Here is a 19,765-nt window from a genome sequence, read left to right on the forward strand (position 1 = left end):
GCAGGCGGTTACTTGCGATCCAGCCACACGGTCTGTGCGTTGCAGAATTCGCGTACGCCAAAGTGCGACAGCTCGCGGCCGAAGCCGCTTTTCTTCACCCCGCCAAACGCCACGCGGGGGTCGGAAACGCTGAACGCGTTGACGAACACGCCACCGGTTTCCAGCTCGTCGGTGATCGCCCGTGCCTTGTCCGCATCGCGGGTGAAGATGCTCGCCGTGAGGCCGAACTCGCTATCGTTGGCCAGCGCCACGGCATGCTCGGCGTCGCGGGCGGTGATGATCGAGGCCACCGGGCCGAACAGTTCCTGTTTGAAGGAGGTCATCTGGTCGGTGACGTCCGCCAGTACCGTCGGCGCGTAGTAGTTGCCGGCGCCGTCGATTTTGTGGCCGCCCAGCAGCAAGGTGGCACCTTCCGCGAGCGTGGCCTGCACCTGGCCGTGCAGCTCGTCGCGCAGATCGAAGCGGGCCATCGGGCCGATGTAGGTGGCGGCAGAGGTCGGGTCGCCCATCACCAGGGCGCGGCTGGCGTCGAGGAATTTTTCGGTAAAGGCTTCGACCACGCCTTCTTCGATGATCAGGCGCTTGGCGGCGGCGCAGACCTGGCCGCTGTTCTGGAAGCGGCCGATGAGGGCGGCCTGCACGGCGGCGTCGAGGTCGGCGTCGTTGAGCACGATGAACGGGTCTGAGCCGCCCAGTTCCAGCACGCACTTTTTCAGCGCGGCACCGGCCTGGGAGCCGATGGCCATGCCGGCGCGGACGCTGCCGGTGAGGGTGACGGCGGCGATGCGCGGATCGGCGATGGCCTTGGACACGCCGTCCTGGGTCACGTTAATCACTTCGAACAGGCCTTTGGCGAAGCCGGCGGTGTGCAAGGCCTGCTGGATCAAATAGGCGCTGCCCATCACGTTCGGCGCGTGTTTGAGCACGTAGGTATTGCCGGCCAGCAGGCTCGGCACGGCGCCGCGCAGCACTTGCCACACCGGGAAGTTCCACGGCATCACCGCGAGGATCGGCCCCAGCGGGCGGTACTCGATACGGGCGCTGCCGTTGTCCACCAGGGTCGCTTCCGAATCGAGCATGGCCGGGCCATGGGCGGCGTACCACTCGGTCATCAACGCACATTTTTCGATTTCGGCGCGGGCCTGGGCGATGGGTTTGCCCATTTCCCGGGTGATCATCTGCGCCATGGTTTCGGCCTGCTCACGCAGGGCGCGGGCCAGGGCCAGCAGCAATTCGGCGCGCTCGCTGACAGGCTGGCGGCGCCAGCTGCGAAAGGCTGCGCTAGCGCGGTCAAGCGCGGCGTCCAGCTGCACCTGGGTTTCGTACGGGTAGCTGCCGATGGTTTCGCCATTGGCGGGATTGATCGACAGGGCGTGAGTGTGGGAGGAAATCGCGTTCATGGCACCGTCCGGCTGAATGAGTGAATGAGGCCAGCCTACGGGGCTGCATGTTTTCTGGAAAGTGAATAATATTGAGCGATACGTTCACAATTGGAGAATGCTGTGGATCTGGTGCAACTTGAAATCTTCAAGGCCGTGGCCGAGCAGGGCAGTATCAGCGCGGCCGCGCAGCTGATTCATCGCGTGCCGTCGAACCTGACCACACGCATCAAGCAGCTGGAGCAGGACCTGGGCGTCGAGTTGTTCATCCGCGAGAAAAGCCGTCTGCGCCTGTCGCCGGCCGGCTGGAATTTCCTTGGCTACGCGCGGCGCATCCTCGATCTGGTGCAGGAGGCCCGGGCGACGGTGGCGGGGGAGGAGCCCCAGGGGGCGTTTGCGCTGGGCTCGCTGGAAAGCACGGCGGCGGTGCGCATCCCCGCGTTGCTGGCGGCGTACAACCAGCGGCACGCCAAGGTCGAGCTGGACCTGAGTACCGGACCGTCGGGCACGATGATCGAAGGGGTGCTGTCCGGTCGGCTGGCGGCGGCGTTCGTCGACGGGCCGGTGCTGCACGCGACCCTTGAGGGCGTGGCGGTGTTCGAGGAAGAAATGGTGGTGATCGCGCCGCTGCACCACGCGCCGATCAGCCGGGGGCGGGATGTGAATGGCGAGAATATCTATACGTTTCGTTCGAACTGTTCCTACCGGCACCACTTTGAGCGCTGGTTCTCACACGATGGCGCAGTGCCGGGAAAGATTTTCGAGATGGAGTCGTACCACGGCATGCTGGCCTGCGTCAGCGCCGGTGCGGGCCTGGCGCTGATGCCGCGCAGCATGCTTGAAAGCATGCCGGGGTTTGCCGCCGTGAGCGTGTGGCCGCTGGCGGACGGGTTCCGCGTGCTCAACACCTGGCTGATCTGGCGGCGCGGCACCGTGTCCCAGAGCCTGAACAGCTTCGTGCGGTTACTGGAGGAACGCGCAACCTGAGCTATTTCAGGCATCCGATCCCTGTGGTTCAGGCAATCCGATTCCTGTGGCGAGCGGGCTTGCCCGCGTTGGGGTGCGAAGCGCCCCAAATCAAGCAAAACGCGGTGTGCCTGATACGGCTCAGCGCCTGGTTTAAGGGCTGCTGCGCAGCCCAACGCAGGACAAGCCTGCTCGCCACAGGGAATCTGCGCTTAACTGAACGGCATTGGGGCTAGCCTGCTCGCCACACAGGTTCCAGTTCGCCTGGGCTGGTGATCAGCCGCCAAATTGAAAGGTGCCCATGGCCAGTTTGGCCATGATCGCCGTCGCGCCCAATTGCACCAGCCATAACGCCAGGCCACCGAGGAACACGCCAAGCGCCACTTGCAGCACCAGGCTTTTCTGGCGCTTGGCATGCGGCGCGCGCGGGGTGAAGTCGTGCAGTTCGTCGCGGTCGGCGCGCAGGTCAAGATCCAGGTCGTCGTTTCTCATAGGGCTCTCACAGCAAAGGGGCAGTCGGGGTTCAGTCTAGGGGCTGCATACGAAAAAGGGGAAACCACCGGTTTCCCCTTTTTGATCACGACCGGCGGCTTACAGCACCTGAACGATCGCTTTTGTGACGGCGTCAAGGTTCGATTGGTTCAACGCCGCCACACAGATGCGCCCTGTGTCCAGTGCATAGACACCAAACTCGCTGCGCAGGCGCGTGACTTGCGCCACGCTCAGGCCGGAGTAGGAGAACATCCCGCGCTGACGGCCGACGAAGCTGAAGTCGTGGCCCGGTGCAGCCTTGGCCAGTTCGGCGACCATCTGCTCGCGCATGCCGCGGATGCGCAGGCGCATTTCGGCCAGTTCCGCTTCCCACTGGGCGCGCAGCTCAGGGTTGTTCAGCACGGCGGCGACGATGGCGGCGCCGTGGGTCGGCGGGTTGGAGTAGTTGGTGCGGATCACGCGCTTGACCTGGGACAGGATGCGCGCGCTTTCTTCCCGCGAGTCGCTGACGATCGACAGCGCGCCCACTCGTTCGCCGTACAGGGAGAACGACTTGGAGAACGAGCTGGACACAAAGAAGGTCAGGCCCGATTCGGCGAACAGGCGCACGGCGGCCGCGTCTTCGTGGATGCCGTCGCCGAAGCCCTGGTAGGCCATGTCGAGGAACGGCACGAGGTTTTTGGCCTTGACCACGTCCAGCACGTCCTGCCAGTCGGCGGGGCTGAGGTCGACGCCGGTGGGGTTGTGGCAGCAGGCGTGCAGCACCACGATGGACTGTGGCGGCAGGGCGTTGAGGTCTTCGAGCAGGCCAGCGCGATTGACGTCGTGGGTGGCGGCGTCGTAGTAGCGGTAGTTGTGCACCGGGAAACCGGCGGTTTCGAACAGTGCACGGTGGTTTTCCCAGCTCGGGTCGCTGATGGCGACAACGGCGTCGGGCAGCAGCTGCTTGAGGAAGTCTGCGCCGATTTTCAGTGCGCCAGTGCCGCCGACGGCCTGCACGGTCACTACACGGCCGGCGTTCAGCAGTGGCGACTCGTCACCGAACAACAGGGTTTGCACAGCCTTGTCGTAGGCTGCGATCCCGTCAATCGGCAAGTAGCCGCGGGCGGCGTGTTGCGCCACGCGAATGGCTTCCGCTTCGGCAACGGCACGCAAGAGTGGAATCTTCCCCTCCTCGTTGCAGTAAACGCCCACGCCAAGGTTGACCTTGGTGGTTCGGGTGTCGGCGTTGAATGCTTCGTTGAGGCCCAGGATTGAATCGCGTGGTGCCATTTCGACAGCGGAGAACAGGCTCATTTTGCGGCAGCTCTATGGGGGAAGGGAGGGACGTGTCGCGCTCCAGCCGGAGGCACTAGAGCGGTGCACAAACGGGGAGCTAGTATAGAGGCCCGCACGGCCGAGGGCGACCGTTGAAACGGCTTTTTGGCCAAGTTTTTCGGTTGAGGCGCCGACCGTTAGTCTTATTGGCATTCAACAGGCAGGGGCTATACAAGGGCCAGGCAGAGGCTATGTAGGATAAGTGCCTTGAAACCCGTCGCCTTCGCCACCACTTCTACAGCTATCATGATTTTTCCTGCAGCCTGCGAAGTATATTCGCGGGTTGCTGAGCTATTCGTCCTTGGCGGCCACAGGCCCGGGGTGACTTGAAAGAGGTACGTTATGTCGGATTTCCAGCTCGTCACCCGCTTTGAACCGGCCGGCGACCAGCCCGAAGCCATTCGCCAGATGGTCGAAGGCATCGAGGCCGGCCTGGCGCACCAGACGCTGCTCGGGGTGACCGGTTCGGGCAAGACCTTCAGCATTGCCAACGTGATCGCGCAGATCAACCGCCCGACCCTGGTGCTGGCGCCTAACAAGACCCTGGCCGCGCAGCTGTACGGCGAGTTCAAGGCGTTCTTCCCGAACAATGCGGTGGAGTATTTCGTCTCCTACTACGACTATTACCAGCCCGAAGCCTACGTGCCGTCGTCCGACACCTTTATCGAGAAAGATGCGTCGATCAATGACCATATCGAGCAGATGCGCTTGTCGGCGACCAAGGCGTTGCTTGAGCGCAAGGACGCGATCATCGTCACCACCGTGTCGTGCATCTACGGCCTGGGCAGCCCGGAAACCTATCTGAAGATGGTGTTGCACGTTGACCGTGGCGACAAACTGGACCAGCGCGAATTGCTGCGCCGCCTGGCGAGCCTGCAATACACCCGCAACGACATGGACTTTGCCCGCGCCACCTTCCGCGTGCGCGGCGATGTGATCGACATCTACCCGGCCGAATCGGACCTGGAGGCTATCCGCATCGAGCTGTTCGACGATGAGGTGGAAAGCCTGTCGGCTTTCGATCCATTGACTGGCGAGGTGATCCGCAAGCTGCCGCGCTTCACCTTCTACCCCAAAAGCCACTATGTAACGCCCCGGGAAACCCTGATGGGCGCCATTGAAGGTATCAAGGTCGAGCTGGCCGAGCGCCTGGAATACCTGCGCGCCAACAACAAGCTGGTGGAAGCCCAGCGCCTGGAGCAGCGCACCCGCTTCGACCTGGAGATGATCCTGGAGCTGGGCTACTGCAACGGCATCGAAAACTACTCGCGCTATCTGTCGGGCCGTGACTCCGGCGCGCCGCCGCCGACGCTGTACGACTACTTGCCGCCGGACGCCTTGCTGGTGATCGACGAGTCCCACGTCAGCGTGCCGCAAGTAGGCGCGATGTATAAGGGCGACCGCTCGCGCAAGGAGACCCTGGTGGAATACGGCTTCCGCCTGCCATCGGCGCTGGACAACCGGCCGATGCGGTTTGACGAGTGGGAGGCGATCAGCCCGCAGACCATTTTTGTGTCGGCCACGCCGGGCAATTATGAGGCCGAGCATGCGGGCCGGGTGATCGAGCAGGTGGTGCGGCCGACCGGTCTGGTCGACCCGCAGATCGAAATCCGCCCGGCGCTGACCCAGGTCGACGACCTGCTGTCGGAGATCAACAAGCGCGTGGCGCTGGAGGAGCGGGTGCTGGTGACCACGCTGACCAAGCGCATGTCCGAAGACCTCACCGACTACCTGGCCGACCACGGCGTGCGCGTGCGATACCTGCACTCGGACATCGACACGGTGGAGCGGGTGGAGATCATCCGTGATCTGCGCCTGGGCACCTTTGATGTGCTGGTGGGCATCAACCTGCTGCGCGAAGGCCTGGACATGCCGGAAGTGTCGCTGGTGGCGATTCTGGATGCGGATAAGGAGGGCTTTCTGCGCTCCGAACGTTCGCTGATTCAGACCATCGGCCGTGCGGCGCGTAACCTCAATGGCCGGGCGATCCTGTATGCGGACCGCATCACCGGTTCCATGGAGCGCGCGATCGGCGAGACCGAGCGGCGCCGTGAAAAGCAGATTGCCTTCAACCTCGAACATGGCATTACCCCCAAGGGTGTGTTCAAGGACGTCGCCGACATCATGGAAGGCGCCACCGTGCCGGGCTCGCGCAGCAAGAAGCGCAAGGGCATGGCCAAGGCCGCCGAGGAAAGCGCCAAGTACGAAAACGAATTGCGCTCGCCGAGTGAGATCACCAAGCGGATTCGCCAGTTGGAAGAGAAGATGTACCAGTTGGCACGCGATCTTGAATTCGAGGCGGCGGCGCAGACGCGTGACGAGATTGGCAAGTTGCGCGAGCGGTTGCTGGCTGTGTGATTTGTAATGGTAGTGCCGGCCTCATCGGGGGCAAGCGCCCCCCCACCTTGATGTGTGAACAATGTGGGAGGGGGCTTGCCCCCGATAGCCGCGCCTCGGTTTTCCAGATATCACCCAGGCTGTTACCATTCGCCCCTTGTTTCAATTTTCAGTTATATCGCCCATTCGAGACCTGCCATGACCACCGTCCGCACGCGCATCGCGCCATCGCCTACCGGCGATCCTCACGTCGGCACTGCTTACATCGCCTTGTTCAACTACTGCTTTGCCAAGCAGCACGGCGGTGAATTCATCCTGCGGATCGAAGACACCGACCAACTGCGCTCCACCCGCGAGTCGGAACAGCAGATTTTCGATGCCCTGCGCTGGCTCGGCATCACCTGGGCCGAAGGTCCGGACGTTGGGGGCCCGCACGGCCCGTATCGCCAGAGCGAGCGTAGCGATATTTACAAGCAATACACTCAGCAGCTGGTCGACATGGGCCATGCGTTCCCATGCTTCTGCACCGCTGAAGAGTTGGACCAGATGCGCGCCGAGCAACAGGCCCGTGGCGAAACCCCGCGCTACGACGGCCGCGCGCTGTTGCTGTCGAAAGAAGAAGTGGCCCGCCGCCTGGCGGCCGGCGAGCCCCATGTGATCCGCATGAAGGTGCCGAGCGAAGGCGTTTGCGTGGTGCCGGACATGCTGCGCGGTGACGTCGAGATCCCGTGGGACCGCATGGACATGCAGGTGCTGATGAAGACCGACGGTCTGCCGACGTACTTCCTGGCCAACGTGGTCGACGATCACCTGATGGGTATCACCCACGTGCTGCGCGGCGAAGAGTGGCTGCCGTCGGCACCGAAACTGATCCTGCTCTATGAGTACTTTGGCTGGGAACAGCCGCAGCTGTGCTACATGCCGCTGCTGCGTAATCCGGACAAGAGCAAGCTGTCCAAGCGCAAGAACCCGACCTCGGTGACGTTCTACGAGCGCATGGGTTTCATGCCCGAAGCGATGCTCAACTACCTGGGCCGCATGGGTTGGTCGATGCCCGACGAGCGCGAGAAGTTCTCGTTGCAGGAAATGGTCGATAACTTCGACCTGTCCCGCGTGTCGCTGGGCGGGCCGATCTTCGATATCGAAAAACTGTCGTGGCTCAACGGCCAGTGGCTGCGTGACTTGCCGGTAGAAGAGTTCGCCAGCCGCGTGCAGCAGTGGGCGTTGAACCCTGAGTACATGATGAAGATCGCGCCGCTGGTGCAGGGCAGGGTGGAGACGTTCAGCCAGGTCGCACCGTTGGCCAGCTTCTTCTTTGCCGGTGGCGTGAACCCGGACGCGAAGCTGTTCGAGTCCAAGAAGCTGTCGGGCGACCAGGTGCGCCAGTTGATGCAGCTGATTCTGTGGAAGCTCGAAAGCCTGCGCCAGTGGGAAAAGGATGCGATCACTGCGACGATTCAGGCGGTGGTCGAGTCTCTGGAATTGAAGCTGCGCGATGCCATGCCTTTGATGTTCGCTGCGATCACCGGGCAGGCCAGTTCAGTGTCGGTGCTCGATGCAATGGAAATTCTGGGGCCGGACCTCACGCGCTTCCGTCTGCGCCAAGCCCTTGATTTGCTGGGCGGTGTTTCCAAGAAAGAAAACAAGGAATGGGAAAAGCTGCTGGGCGCTATCGGCTAAGTCCTCTGTGGCAGCGACGAAACCCCGGCTTTCCGGGGTTTCGTTGGTAAGTGATTGTTATCCCGGCAAAAAACTTTGGAAATTGTTGAAAATAAATTTGACACACTTCCAAACCGCCATTAAGATTCGCCCCGTCCTCACCGATGAGGGGCTATAGCTCAGCTGGGAGAGCGCTTGCATGGCATGCAAGAGGTCAACGGTTCGATCCCGTTTAGCTCCACCAATTTGCAGGTTCAAGGTCTGGCCACACCGTCCTTGAATCGATCAGCACTCAGCGCTGATCCGTTGTATAGAAGGTTTTGTCCCCTTCGTCTAGTGGCCTAGGACACCGCCCTTTCACGGCGGTAACAGGGGTTCGAGTCCCCTAGGGGACGCCAGTTTCAACAAGCAGCTCGAAAGGTCTGCTGCGCCGCCAGGCGAAAAATCGGGGCTATAGCTCAGCTGGGAGAGCGCTTGCATGGCATGCAAGAGGTCAACGGTTCGATCCCGTTTAGCTCCACCAATCTACAGGTCCAAGGTCTGGCCACACCGTCCTTGAATCGATCAGCACTCAGCGCTGGTCAGTTGTATAGAAGGTTTGTGTCCCCTTCGTCTAGTGGCCTAGGACACCGCCCTTTCACGGCGGTAACAGGGGTTCGAGTCCCCTAGGGGACGCCACGATTACCCGCTCTGCGGGATTTTTAAGGGTCATTCAATTATTGAATGGCCCTTTTGTTTGTCTGGCGTTTGGCCAACCCGCCGTTGATCCCTTCTCCCGTTCCGACCCGTCGCCGCGCCGCTCGCCTGCCAAGTATTATCATGATAATAATATCCGGCCCATGAACGACGGAGCCTTTTGATGAGCGATAAAAAAGCGCAAACCCGCGAACGCATTCTGCAGGCCGCCAGCGCCGCGTTGATCCAGCGCGGTCCGGCCGAGCCGAGCGTGGGCGAAGTCATGGGCGCGGCGGGGCTGACCGTCGGTGGTTTTTATGCGCACTTTGAAAGCAAAGACGCGCTGATGCTGGAGGCTTTCACCCAGTTGCTGGCCACGCGTCGCGCGGCGATCGAGGACATTGATGGCCAACTCACCGGCGAGGAGCGTCGCAGCCTGGCGGCCGCGTTCTACCTGTCGCGCAAACATCGTGACGCCACCACGCAGGCCTGCCCGCTGCCGGCCACCTTGGGCGAAATGGGCCGACTGCCGGATGAGTTCCGCCAGGCGCTCAACGAACACACGGAGTTGATGGCCGCCCAGCTCGCCGCCAGCCCCGAAGATACCGACAAGGCCTTGGCGGGCATGGCCCTGATGATCGGCGGCCTGGCACTCGCGCGCGCCCTCGGACCTGGCGAATTGTCGGACCGCGTGTTGCGCGCAGCGAAGTCGGCGGTGCGTTGATACACTGCCTCGCCGACATCAACCGACAGGAGCAAGGTATGGGCTGGGATCTGGCAGCACCGTTTTTTATCGATCTGCAGGTCGGCCCCGAGGACATCGACGGCCTGGGGCACGCCAATAACGCGGTGTACGTTTCCTGGTTGGAACGCTGCGCCTGGCGGCACTCTCAGCGCCTGGGGCTTGACCTCACCGAATATCGCCGGCTGGACCGCGCCATGGCCGTGGTGCGCCATGAGATCGACTACCTGGCGGCCGGCTACGAAGGCGACGAACTGCAACTGGCCACCTGGATCGTCGACTGGGACCAGCGCCTGAAGATGACCCGCCGCTTCCAACTGATGCGACCGCTTGACGGGGTCACCCTGCTACGCGCGCGCACCACCTTTGTGTGTATCGAGCTGTCCAGCGGCAAGCCCAAGCGCATGCCCAGTGAGTTTCTCGACGGTTACGGCCCCGCCCTGACCGGGGGTTAACGTTTCCCGCAGGAAACCCAGTAAACTGCGCCACGATTTTTGTTGAGTGTTTTTCCATGCAAATTGCTCTGGCGCCCATGGAGGGGTTGGTCGACAACATCCTGCGTGACGTGCTGACCCGCGTCGGCGGGATTGATTGGTGCGTGACCGAGTTCATTCGCGTCAACGACCGTCTGCTCACCCCGGCCTATTTCCACAAACTTGCCCCGGAACTGCTGCACGGCGCCCACACGGCGGCGGGCGTGCCGCTGCGTGTGCAGCTGCTCGGTTCGGACCCTGTTTGCCTGGCCGAAAACGCTGTTCTTGCCTGTGAGCTGGGCTCGCAGGTGATCGACCTGAACTTCGGCTGCCCGGCCAAGACGGTCAATAAATCACGCGGCGGCGCGGTGCTGCTCAAGGAACCGGAACTGCTCAACCGGATTGTCGAGCACGTACGCCGCGCCGTCCCGGCGCACATCCCGGTGACCGCCAAGATGCGCCTGGGCTTCGACAGCCCGGACGGCGCGCTGGTGTGTGCCACGGCGCTGGCCGAGGGTGGGGCGGAGCATATCGTGGTGCATGCGCGCACCAAGACCGATGGCTACAAGCCGCCGGCCCATTGGGAATGGATTCCGCGGGTGCAGGACGTGGTCAAGGTGCCGGTGTTTGCCAATGGTGATATCTGGAGCGTCGAAGACTGGAGGCGCTGTCGCGAAATCAGTGGCGCCGAACACATCATGCTTGGCCGTGGCCTGGTTGCGCGCCCCGACCTGGCGCGGCAGATTGCGGCCGCGCGTGCCGGTGAGGACGTGGTGGAGATGACCTGGGCGCAGATGCAGCCGATGCTCCATGAATTCTGGCGTCAGTCGGTGGCGCAGTTGACGGAAAAGCAGGCGCCCGGTCGCTTGAAGCAGTGGCTGGCGATGCTCACACGCAATTATCCGCAGGCGGTGGAGTTGTTCCACGCGCTGCGCCGCGAGACCGCATTGGACAAGGTGGCCGAGTTGATCGGAATGCCGCGTGCACTGAAAAATTAAGTTTATATTTATAACGTTTTATAACACTCAATCAGGGGCGCCATTGGCGCTCCTTTTTTTGGCGCGTCTAAAACAGTGTTGTGAGTTTTTATCCGCGCGCGCGAACTAGCACGTGGCGAAGACGCCTGGCAGGGCTTAATTATTTCATGGGTTTTAAGTTGCGCCTGCTTATTACTTTATATATCTGTATGAGCGTTGTTTTCAGGGTTGAGGCGTTGGTTTTACTGGGGGCAGGGCGAGGCAAAATCTGATTGGTGATTTTGTTTTCCTTATGTGATCGCGGAATTCTGGAACTCGATAGCGCCGCGATCCACGAAAGTAGGGACTGCGAAGCGATGGATGACTTCCAGCCCAACTCTATCGCTGCCATGTTTAACGGGTTATTGCCGGGCAGCGTCACTTCAAGAATGAGATGAAACAAATGTCCACTATATCGATGAATAATGTTGCGGGTTTCAAGTCGGACCTTAATACGGCCAGCGAGGCTGCAACGCAGAGTTTGCAAACGCCGGAAAAGCCAGTCAATAACCTCGGGTTTATTCCAAAAAACAACACCGCGTCGCATCTCGATAATGCCGAGGGCGGCGGGAAGCAAGTGACCGTCAGCGCCGATGCTTTGGACAAAATGTTGGAAATGTTCGAGATGGTCTTGAAAGCAATGCGCAACTTTCTATCGAGTTGGGGCAGCAGTTCCAAGTTGCCGGTTGATGTGCAGAGTTCGCCGATAACGTTGGTGAAACCGGATGTCCAGATCAAAGCTGGCGCTGAAGGTAATGTGCAAGTGGGCATTAAAGACGCTGGCACCCAGCCCAAGCCTGCGAGCGGCGAAAAAGACGCTCAGGCGAAGCTCGCCGCTGATGGCGGTTTACAGATCGGAGTGAAAGGCGCGGACAGCCAAACGCCGCCTGTGCACCAGGAGCCAATGGCAAAAACCAAGCTCCACGCCGAGCCAGGCATACAGATCAATGCACGCACTGACAGCCCTGCATCCGTAGCGCCAGGCGCTGTAAAAGACGAGTCGCTGAAGCTCTCCGCCGACGGCGATGCGCAGGTGACGGTCATGCCGGATGGCAGCACCCAGGTGAACCTGACGCCCGAGAGCGGCAAGCAGTACAGGATCAGCCTGGCTGCCGGCGTCCATGTAAACGTTATCTCCAATGATGGGTCGAGTACGGTCTCATCGATCAAGCCACGATTGATTATCGACGAGCCAAAGGTCGATGAACGCAACGACGCAGCCGCGATCACCGGTACCACGACTGCCAGCCAGCTGCGCGCGGAGGCGAAAACCCTTGCAGCGACGCCGGACGCGCTTAAAACCGAGGCCGAGGTGAAGGCGGACGCAGAAGAGAAAGTTGATACCGTGCTGGACGCAGGGGTGCACACGGCGGCCGCAACGGAAGCGAAACATGAGCATGAGCATGAGCATGCGACGACCACGCAGAAGGACGCTGAGCGGGAGACCATCGCCGAGGCTGACAGCGAGGTCAAGGTTCGCCCAGGCATCAGGTCGCCTGCTCCGGGCGCTGGGCATCCAATCTATGGGCGTTTGGGCTGAAATCTTCGGCAGGCTATGTCGATACAGCCTCGTAGCCATCTTCACTCGCTAATTCGCTGACCAAGACTCCTCGACTGCCCATGCAGTTGGGGAGACGCGTTCAAGGCAGGGTTCATGTATTCAATCTTCAATACCCACGCGGCAGGTTTCAGGCACGAGTATGACCGGGCGCTCGCGCAGGCGTGCAGCGCTGTCCGCCGGGCGCCTGAGCCCATGCATCAGTGTCACGTTTATCCCGCACCTTCCTGGACGTTTGCACAACGCAATCGCGAGTGTCGCCAGCTTGCCAGCAGCGGCGTACGGCTGGGGAGCCTCTTCAGGACGATAGTTAACCCATGGCTGGGTATCAGCCCAGGCATGGCACAACCCGCGCGGATGTCCACAAAAGCGCCAGGGGAAAAACCCGCTGATATCTGGCGCGGTTTTCATCAGAGCGATCAAGGCAACTGCGTCACGGTGGCAGCGATCAAGATTGCCATGGCGCGGTTCGGCCAGAGTCCCAAAAGTGTTTTCGCCAGGGTTCAGAGAACGGCGCGCGGCTATGACGTCACGCTGCGGGACGGTCATGTGCTCAGTGTGTCTGATCAGGAGGTGTCGCAGGCGGCTCGTGGTGCGCGCTTCAAGGGCGCGGATGCCGGGATGCTCAAGGATGCCAACTTCCTGTTTGCCGTCAGCGCCAAGCGTGCGCAGGAGCAAAACAACGACGGCACGGCGGGCGCCAGCTTCAGCGCGGCCATCGACAGCCTCAACGACGGTGAAGACGAGCAGGAAACCGGCGAGGCGCTCCAGCGCCTGGGGTTGGGCCGCCATGTGAGAAAAACCTCAGTGCAGGCGTTGGCCGGCGGTCAGTTGGGCATGATCAACACCGACAAGCATTCGGTTGCAGTGATTGGGGGGCATGAAGAGCTGTGGGGCCGCAAGGGCGGTGCGCCAAGGGCTGGCGAAGCGGTCGCTCTGGTGTGAGAGCCGTGCGCTACATCAGCAGTGTCCTGAACCGCTCGATGGGCAACGGTCGGCTGTGCAGGTAACCCTGATACAGGTGGCAGCCCAGCCCTTGCAGGAACGCCAGCTGTGCCAGGGTTTCCACGCCCTCGGCGATCACCTCCAGGTTCAGGCTGCGCGCCATCGCCACGATCGCCCGGATGATTTCGGCGTCGTTGGGGTCGTGGGTCGCATCGCGCACGAACGATTGGTCGATTTTCAGCGCATCCACCGGCAGGCGCTTGAGGTAGGTCAGCGACGAATAGCCGGTGCCGAAGTCATCCATGGCAAAGCTCACGCCGAGCTTTTTCAGGCGGCGCATTTTCAGCACCGTGTCATCCAGGTTCTGGATCACGATGCCTTCGGTGATTTCCAGCTTCAGCAGGCTGAACGGCAATTCGTAGTGCTTGAGGCTGTGCTCCACCCGTTCCACAAAGTCGTTCTGGCGGAACTGCCGTGGGCTGATGTTCACGCACAGGCTGAAATTCAGCGGGTCCACCAGGCCGTCGGCGATCAGTTGTGCAACACCTGCGCAGGCCTCATCGAGAATCCAGGTGCCCACCTCGAGGATCAGGCCACTGTCCTCCAGCACCTTGATAAATTCAGCCGGCGACTGCGCGCCCAGTTGCGGGTGCTGCCAGCGCACCAGCGCCTCGGCACCGACGATGCGGTTGCCGCGTGCATCCACCTGGGGTTGGTAATGCATGCTGAACTCGCCGCGCGCGAGCGCCAGGCGCAGGTCGGTTTCCATGCGCAGGCGTTCGCTGGCGGCTTTTTGCATGCTGTTGTGAAACATCTGCGTGGTGTTGCGTCCCGAGTCCTTGGCACGGTACAGCGCAATGTCGGCGCGCTTGAGCAGGTCGGTCGGGGTCGAGCCATGGTCGGGGATCAACGCCACACCAATGCTCGGTGTGACCTGCAGGCGATGACCGTCAAGGAACATCGGCTCCGAGAGCAACCGGCGCAACGTCTCGGCAAGGTCCTGTACCTGCCGGCTGACCTGCGTGCGCGAACCTTCAAGGCCGCTGAGCAACACCACGAATTCGTCGCCACCCAGGCGCGCGACGGTATCCTCCATGCGCACGCTGGCTTCCAGGCGCGCGGTGATCATTTTCAGCACGGTGTCGCCCACCGGATGCCCGAGGGAATCGTTGATGTGCTTGAAATGGTCGAGGTCAAGAAACAGCAGGGCGCCGCGCAGATTATGGCGTTTGAGCAGGGCGATCTGCTGGCTCAGGCGGTCCATCAGCAGTGCGCGGTTGGGCAGGTTGGTGAGCGGGTCGTGATAGGCCAGGTGGCGGACCTGAGCCTGGGCGTTCTTCAGCAGGCTAACGTCCCGCGCAGTCAACAGCAGGCAGGGGGTTTGATTAAGGGTGATCGGCTCCACCGAGACTTCCACCGACAGCACCTCGCCGCGCCGGTTGTGCCAGAGCATTTCCAGATGAGGAATGCGGGCCTTGATCGCGAGCTCCGCCAATAACGCCGAGCGCTGGTTTTCATCGGCCCAGATGCCGATCTGGTACAGCGTGAGACCGATGGCCTCTTCGGCGCGGTAGCCTGTCAAGCGGCAAAAGCCGTCATTGACCTCCACATACCGGCCCGTGTCGCGTTCGGTGATGGAAATCGCGTTGGGGCTGGCATGGAAGACGCTGGCGAATTTTTCTTCGGAGGCCGTGAGCTGTTGTTCGCGTTCGACCTGGTCGGTGATGTCCAGCAGAGTGCCGGCCATGCGCAGCGGGGCGCCGTGTTCGTCGCGATACAGCCGGGCACGGCTTTCCAGGTACCGCGCGCTGCCGTCTTCGAGGGGCACGCGGTAAATCAGTTGGTAGTTGCCGGCCGGGCCTTTGCGCAGAGTGCGGTAGGCGCTGCGCATGTTGTCGCGATCGGAATCGGGCATGCCCTCGAAAAATGCCTCGAAAGGCTCGTGGAAAGACTCGGGGGGCAAGCCATGCAGTTGAGCGGCGCGGGCCGAGCCGTAGAGCATGCCGGTAGGAATGTGCCAGTCCCAGGTGCCCAACTGCGCCGACTCCAGCGCAAGGTCAAGGCGCTCCTGGCTGTCCTTGAGCGCCTGCTCGGCAGTGCTGTGCTGCGGGTCGACAGGGTTGTGCATTATCAAGGGCCTTGGCTCGATGGGCGGACAGCGCGGTTTCTTCAAGGCCCACGACCGCACGGCATCATGCCGGTGGCCCCGGCAGATCGACCTGTGCATCCAGCAGGCTCATGAAAGCTCGTGCAGCGTTCGACAGCGTCCTTTCGGTGTGCACGATATAGCCTAGCTGGCGACTGAGCTGTATGCCCGGCAAAGCGATGCTTGTCACCTGATCATCGAGCATGGTGCGCGGCAGCACGCTCCAGGCCAGGCCGATGGAGACCATCATCTTGATGGTTTCCAGGTAATTGGTACTCATCGCGATGTTGGGCGTGAGGCCCTGAGCGCCGAACAATTTGCTGACAATATGATGGGTAAAGGTGTTGCCGCCGGGGAAAACCGCCGGGTGCCGCGCGATATCGGCCAGGCTCACGCGGGCGTTGCCGGTCAGGCTGTGCTCCGGCGCCACCACGAAGTCCAGCGGGTCATCCCACACCGGCGTGGCGCGCACCAGGTGATGGGGCGAGGGCGCCAGAGTGATCACGGCCACCTCGGCGCGGCCGTGGAGAATTTCTTCGTAGGCCACTTCCGAATCGAGGAACTGAATATCCAGCGCAACGTGGGGGTATTCCCGGGTAAAGGCGCGCAGGATGGGCGGCAGGCGATGCAGGCCGATGTGGTGACTGGTGGCAAGGGTGAGGCGCCCGCTGACTTCACCGGTGAGGTTGGTGAGGGCGCGGCGGGTGTCATCCAGCACATTGAGGATCTGATAGGCGCGCGGCAGCAAGGCCCGGCCCGCCTCGGTGAGGCCCACTTCACGGCCCAGGCGGTCGAACAGCCTTACGTTCAATTGTTGTTCCAGGCCGGCGATGCGTTTGCTGATGGCCGGTTGGGTCAGGTGCAAGCGTTCACCGGCGCCAGAGAAGCTGCCGCTCTCGGCGATGGCAATAAAGGCATTGAGGTTGGCCAGGTCCATGGTGGCATTCCAGCTGGTAATCCAAAGTATAAAAATTATGAATTTGAGTTATTTAATGTAGCGCCATACCATCAGCCTCACAAGCCAAAGGGTTATTGAAAAGCCCGGCATATAGAAGCACCGCTGATGAGGACCGACTGATGGCCGGCAAAACGCTGTACGACAAGCTTTGGGATTCCCATGAAGTGAAACGTCGCGATGATGGATCGTCGCTGATCTACATCGACCGTCACATCATCCATGAAGTGACCTCGCCCCAAGCGTTCGAAGGCCTGCGACTGGCCGGGCGCAAGCCCTGGCGCGTCGACTCGATCATCGCCACCCCCGACCACAACGTGCCGACCACTGCGGAACGCAAGGGCGGCATCGACGCCATTGCCGACACCGTGTCGCGTCTGCAGGTGCAGACCCTTGACGACTATTGCGACGAATATGGCATCACCGAATTCAAGATGAATGACGTGCGCCAGGGCATCGTCCATGTGATCGGCCCGGAGCAGGGCGCCACTTTGCCGGGCATGACGGTGGTTTGTGGTGACTCCCACACGTCCACCCACGGTGCGTTTGGTGCCCTGGCCCACGGCATCGGCACGTCCGAGGTGGAGCATGTGTTCGCGACCCAGTGCCTGGTCGCCAAAAAAATGAAGAACATGCTGGTGCGCGTCGAAGGCACGTTGCCGTTCGGCGTGACTGCCAAGGACATCGTGCTCGCCGTGATCGGCAAGATCGGCACCGCCGGCGGTAACGGCCACGCCATCGAATTCGCTGGCAGCGCGATTCGCGACCTGTCCATCGAAGGCCGCATGACCATCTGCAACATGTCCATCGAAGCCGGTGCCCGCGTGGGCATGGTGGCGGCCGATGAGAAAACCGTCGAGTACGTCAAGGGGCGTCCGTTCGCGCCTCAAGGCGCCGATTGGGACGCCGCGGTCGAGGCCTGGAAAGACCTGGTCTCCGACGCCGACGCGGTGTTCGATTCGGTGGTCGAGCTGGACGCCACGCAGATCAAGCCGCAAGTGAGCTGGGGCACCTCGCCGGAAATGGTCCTGGCGGTTGACCAGAACGTGCCGGACCCGGCTAAAGAAGCCGACCTGGTCAAGCGTGGTTCCATCGAGCGCGCCTTGAAATACATGGGCTTGAAAGCCAATCAGGCGATTACTGACATTCAGCTGGATCGCGTGTTTATCGGCTCTTGCACCAATTCGCGCATCGAAGACCTGCGCGCAGCGGCGGTGATCGCCAAAGGCCGCAAGGTGGCCTCGACCATCAAGCAGGCGATCGTGGTGCCGGGCTCGGGCCTGGTCAAAGCCCAGGCTGAAGCCGAAGGCTTGGACAAGATCTTCCTCGAAGCCGGCTTTGAATGGCGTGAGCCGGGCTGCTCGATGTGCCTGGCGATGAACCCGGACCGTTTGGAGTCGGGCGAGCATTGCGCGTCCACCTCCAACCGTAACTTCGAAGGGCGTCAGGGCGCCGGTGGCCGCACCCATCTGGTGAGCCCGGCCATGGCTGCTGCAGCGGCGGTAAACGGTCGTTTCATCGACGTTCGCGAATTGATCTGAGGAATTTCTGATGAGAGCTTTTACCCAACACACAGGTCTGGTCGCGCCGTTGGACCGTGCCAACGTGGACACTGACCAGATCATTCCCAAGCAGTTTTTGAAGTCGATCAAGCGCACCGGTTTTGGCCCTAACCTGTTCGACGAGTGGCGCTACCTGGACGTGGGCTATGCCTACCAGGACAACTCCAAGCGCCCGCTGAACAAAGACTTCGTGCTCAACGCCGAACGTTACCAAGGCGCCAGCGTATTGCTGGCCCGTGAGAACTTCGGTTGCGGCTCCAGCCGTGAACACGCGCCGTGGGCCCTGGAAGAATACGGCTTTCGCAGCATCATCGCGCCGAGCTACGCCGACATCTTCTTCAACAACAGCTTCAAGAACGGCTTGCTGCCGATCATCCTGAGCGATGCCGAAGTGGATGAGTTGTTCAAGCAGGTGGAAGCGGATGTGGGCTACCAACTGACCGTTGACCTGGCGGCGCAAACCGTGACCCGCCCGGACGGCAAGGTGTATCACTTCGAGGTGGATGCGTTCCGTAAGCACTGCCTGATCAATGGCCTGGACGATATAGGCCTGACCTTGCAGGACGGCGATGCGATTGCAGCGTTTGAAGCCAAGCATCGGGCGAGCCAGCCCTGGCTGTTTCGCGATGCCTGATTTGCGGTAACCGTGCGGGCCCCATCGCGGGCAAGCCCGACTCCCACCTTGGAATGCATTCCAAATGTGGGAGCTGGCTTGCCTGCGATAGCGCCCGTACCAGCACCCCAAAACCCAAGGAAAGCCACCATGACCAACACCGCCCACACCCAAGTCGTGCAAAAACAATTCGGCGAGCAAGCCTCAGCCTACCTGAGCAGTGCCGTGCACGCCCAAGGCACCGAATTCGCGCTGCTCCAGGCCGAACTGGCCGGGCAGGGCGCTGCACGACTGCTGGATTTGGGCTGCGGTGCCGGTCATGTCAGCTTCCACGTGGCGCCGCTGGTCAAAGAAGTAGTGGCCTGCGACCTGTCCCAACAGATGCTCGATGTGGTGGCCGCCGCCGCGAAGGATCGTGGACTCACCAACATCCGCACCGTCCACGGCGCCGCCGAACGCCTGCCGTTCGCCGATGGCGAGTTCGACTTCGTGTTCAGTCGCTATTCGGCGCACCACTGGAGCGACCTCGGCCTGGCCCTGCGCGAAGTGCGCCGCGTACTCAAGCCGGGCGGGGTGGCGGCGTTTGTCGATGTGGTGTCGCCAGGCAGCCCGTTGCTGGACACTTACCTGCAAACGGTCGAAGTGCTGCGCGACACCAGTCATGTGCGTGACTATTCGGCTGCCGAGTGGATGCGCCAGCTCAGCGAAGCAGGTTTGCACGTGCGCAGCAGCAGTCGCCAGCGCCTGCGTCTGGAATACACCTCGTGGGTCGAGCGCATGCGCACGCCGCCGGCCTTGCGCGCGGCAATTCTTGAGCTGCAACATGCGATGGGTCAGGAAGTGCGCGATTACTACGAGATTCAAGCCGACGGCACCTTCAGCGCCGACGTACTGGTGGTCTGGGCCGAACGCTGATCCATTTTCCCGACC

Annotated in this window: 16 protein-coding genes and 4 tRNA genes; 15 read left to right on the forward strand and 5 right to left on the reverse strand. The window is 61.7% G+C overall.

Translation table 11 applies throughout. The features are described from left to right. Positions 1–8: 8 nt before the first annotated feature. On the reverse strand, positions 9–1,400 hold the full coding sequence (locus tag TU75_RS21770; protein WP_060550086.1) for an aldehyde dehydrogenase family protein: 1,392 nt from the start codon (positions 1,398–1,400) through the stop codon (positions 9–11). 102 nt (positions 1,401–1,502) lie between these two features. On the opposite strand from TU75_RS21770, the gene ptrR reads away from it, so the two are divergent. Further along, a complete protein-coding gene (gene ptrR / locus TU75_RS21775) occupies positions 1,503–2,366 on the forward strand; it encodes a putrescine utilization regulator PtrR (protein ID WP_060550087.1) in 864 nt (287 codons plus the stop codon). Between the two features lie 255 nt (positions 2,367–2,621). Here ptrR and TU75_RS21780 read toward each other — a convergent pair whose 3' ends face one another. Together TU75_RS21780 and TU75_RS21785 are read right to left on the reverse strand one after the other, a co-directional pair. Then, on the reverse strand, positions 2,622–2,837 hold the full coding sequence (locus tag TU75_RS21780) for a hypothetical protein (protein WP_015372505.1): 216 nt from the start codon (positions 2,835–2,837) through the stop codon (positions 2,622–2,624). Positions 2,838–2,936: 99 nt separating this feature from the next. Further along, positions 2,937–4,133 carry an amino acid aminotransferase gene (locus TU75_RS21785; protein ID WP_060550088.1) on the reverse strand — a complete coding sequence of 399 codons (1,197 nt, stop codon included), beginning with the start codon at positions 4,131–4,133 and terminating at the stop codon, positions 2,937–2,939. Positions 4,134–4,496: 363 nt separating this feature from the next. Between TU75_RS21785 and uvrB the strand changes: the two genes are divergently transcribed. From uvrB to TU75_RS21840, 11 genes are all read left to right on the forward strand, one after another. Beyond that, positions 4,497–6,512 carry an excinuclease ABC subunit UvrB gene (uvrB, locus tag TU75_RS21790; protein ID WP_003234351.1) on the forward strand — a complete coding sequence of 672 codons (2,016 nt, stop codon included), beginning with the start codon at positions 4,497–4,499 and terminating at the stop codon, positions 6,510–6,512. Positions 6,513–6,689: 177 nt separating this feature from the next. After that, entirely contained in the window at positions 6,690–8,171 is a 1,482-nt protein-coding gene (gene gltX, locus TU75_RS21795) for a glutamate--tRNA ligase (RefSeq protein WP_003234349.1), read from the forward strand. A 147-nt stretch (positions 8,172–8,318) separates the two neighbouring features. Beyond that, positions 8,319–8,394 (forward strand) — tRNA-Ala (locus TU75_RS21800). 78 nt (positions 8,395–8,472) lie between these two features. Beyond that, a tRNA-Glu gene (locus TU75_RS21805) sits at positions 8,473–8,548 on the forward strand. Between the two features lie 49 nt (positions 8,549–8,597). Continuing rightward, positions 8,598–8,673, forward strand: a tRNA-Ala gene (locus tag TU75_RS21810). Between the two features lie 79 nt (positions 8,674–8,752). After that, positions 8,753–8,828 (forward strand) — tRNA-Glu (locus tag TU75_RS21815). A gap of 181 nt (positions 8,829–9,009) precedes the next feature. After that, positions 9,010–9,549, forward strand: coding sequence for a TetR/AcrR family transcriptional regulator (locus TU75_RS21820; RefSeq protein ID WP_003234346.1), 540 nt, complete (start codon positions 9,010–9,012; stop codon positions 9,547–9,549). Positions 9,550–9,587: 38 nt separating this feature from the next. Then, positions 9,588–10,022 (forward strand): acyl-CoA thioesterase, encoded by a 435-nt coding sequence (locus TU75_RS21825; protein WP_060550089.1) that lies wholly within the window; start codon positions 9,588–9,590, stop codon positions 10,020–10,022. 56 nt (positions 10,023–10,078) lie between these two features. Next, positions 10,079–11,038 carry a tRNA dihydrouridine synthase gene (locus TU75_RS21830; protein ID WP_003234342.1) on the forward strand — a complete coding sequence of 320 codons (960 nt, stop codon included), beginning with the start codon at positions 10,079–10,081 and terminating at the stop codon, positions 11,036–11,038. Between the two features lie 421 nt (positions 11,039–11,459). Next, positions 11,460–12,596: a hypothetical protein gene (locus tag TU75_RS21835; protein WP_060550090.1), complete on the forward strand. Its 1,137-nt coding sequence runs from the start codon at positions 11,460–11,462 to the stop codon at positions 12,594–12,596. A gap of 375 nt (positions 12,597–12,971) precedes the next feature. After that, a complete protein-coding gene (locus TU75_RS21840) occupies positions 12,972–13,559 on the forward strand; it encodes a hypothetical protein (protein ID WP_060550091.1) in 588 nt (195 codons plus the stop codon). A gap of 10 nt (positions 13,560–13,569) precedes the next feature. Here TU75_RS21840 and TU75_RS21845 read toward each other — a convergent pair whose 3' ends face one another. Next, on the reverse strand, positions 13,570–15,687 hold the full coding sequence (locus tag TU75_RS21845) for a putative bifunctional diguanylate cyclase/phosphodiesterase (RefSeq protein WP_015372500.1): 2,118 nt from the start codon (positions 15,685–15,687) through the stop codon (positions 13,570–13,572). A gap of 64 nt (positions 15,688–15,751) precedes the next feature. Continuing rightward, the gene (locus tag TU75_RS21850; RefSeq protein ID WP_060550092.1) at positions 15,752–16,642 is read right to left on the reverse strand and encodes a LysR family transcriptional regulator; all 891 of its coding nucleotides are present in this window, start codon (positions 16,640–16,642) and stop codon (positions 15,752–15,754) included. Between the two features lie 140 nt (positions 16,643–16,782). Between TU75_RS21850 and leuC the strand changes: the two genes are divergently transcribed. The 3 genes from leuC (at position 16,783) to TU75_RS21865 (ending at position 19,750) form a co-directional block, all read left to right on the forward strand. After that, positions 16,783–18,201, forward strand: coding sequence for a 3-isopropylmalate dehydratase large subunit (leuC, locus tag TU75_RS21855; RefSeq protein ID WP_060550093.1), 1,419 nt, complete (start codon positions 16,783–16,785; stop codon positions 18,199–18,201). Positions 18,202–18,211: 10 nt separating this feature from the next. Beyond that, a complete protein-coding gene (gene leuD, locus TU75_RS21860; RefSeq protein ID WP_003234333.1) occupies positions 18,212–18,856 on the forward strand; it encodes a 3-isopropylmalate dehydratase small subunit in 645 nt (214 codons plus the stop codon). A gap of 129 nt (positions 18,857–18,985) precedes the next feature. Next, the gene (locus TU75_RS21865) at positions 18,986–19,750 is read left to right on the forward strand and encodes a class I SAM-dependent methyltransferase (protein ID WP_060550094.1); all 765 of its coding nucleotides are present in this window, start codon (positions 18,986–18,988) and stop codon (positions 19,748–19,750) included. The last annotated feature ends 15 nt before the right edge of the window (positions 19,751–19,765 follow it).

The organism is Pseudomonas poae (assembly GCF_001439785.1).
In the GTDB taxonomy this organism is placed as follows: domain Bacteria; phylum Pseudomonadota; class Gammaproteobacteria; order Pseudomonadales; family Pseudomonadaceae; genus Aquipseudomonas; species Aquipseudomonas poae.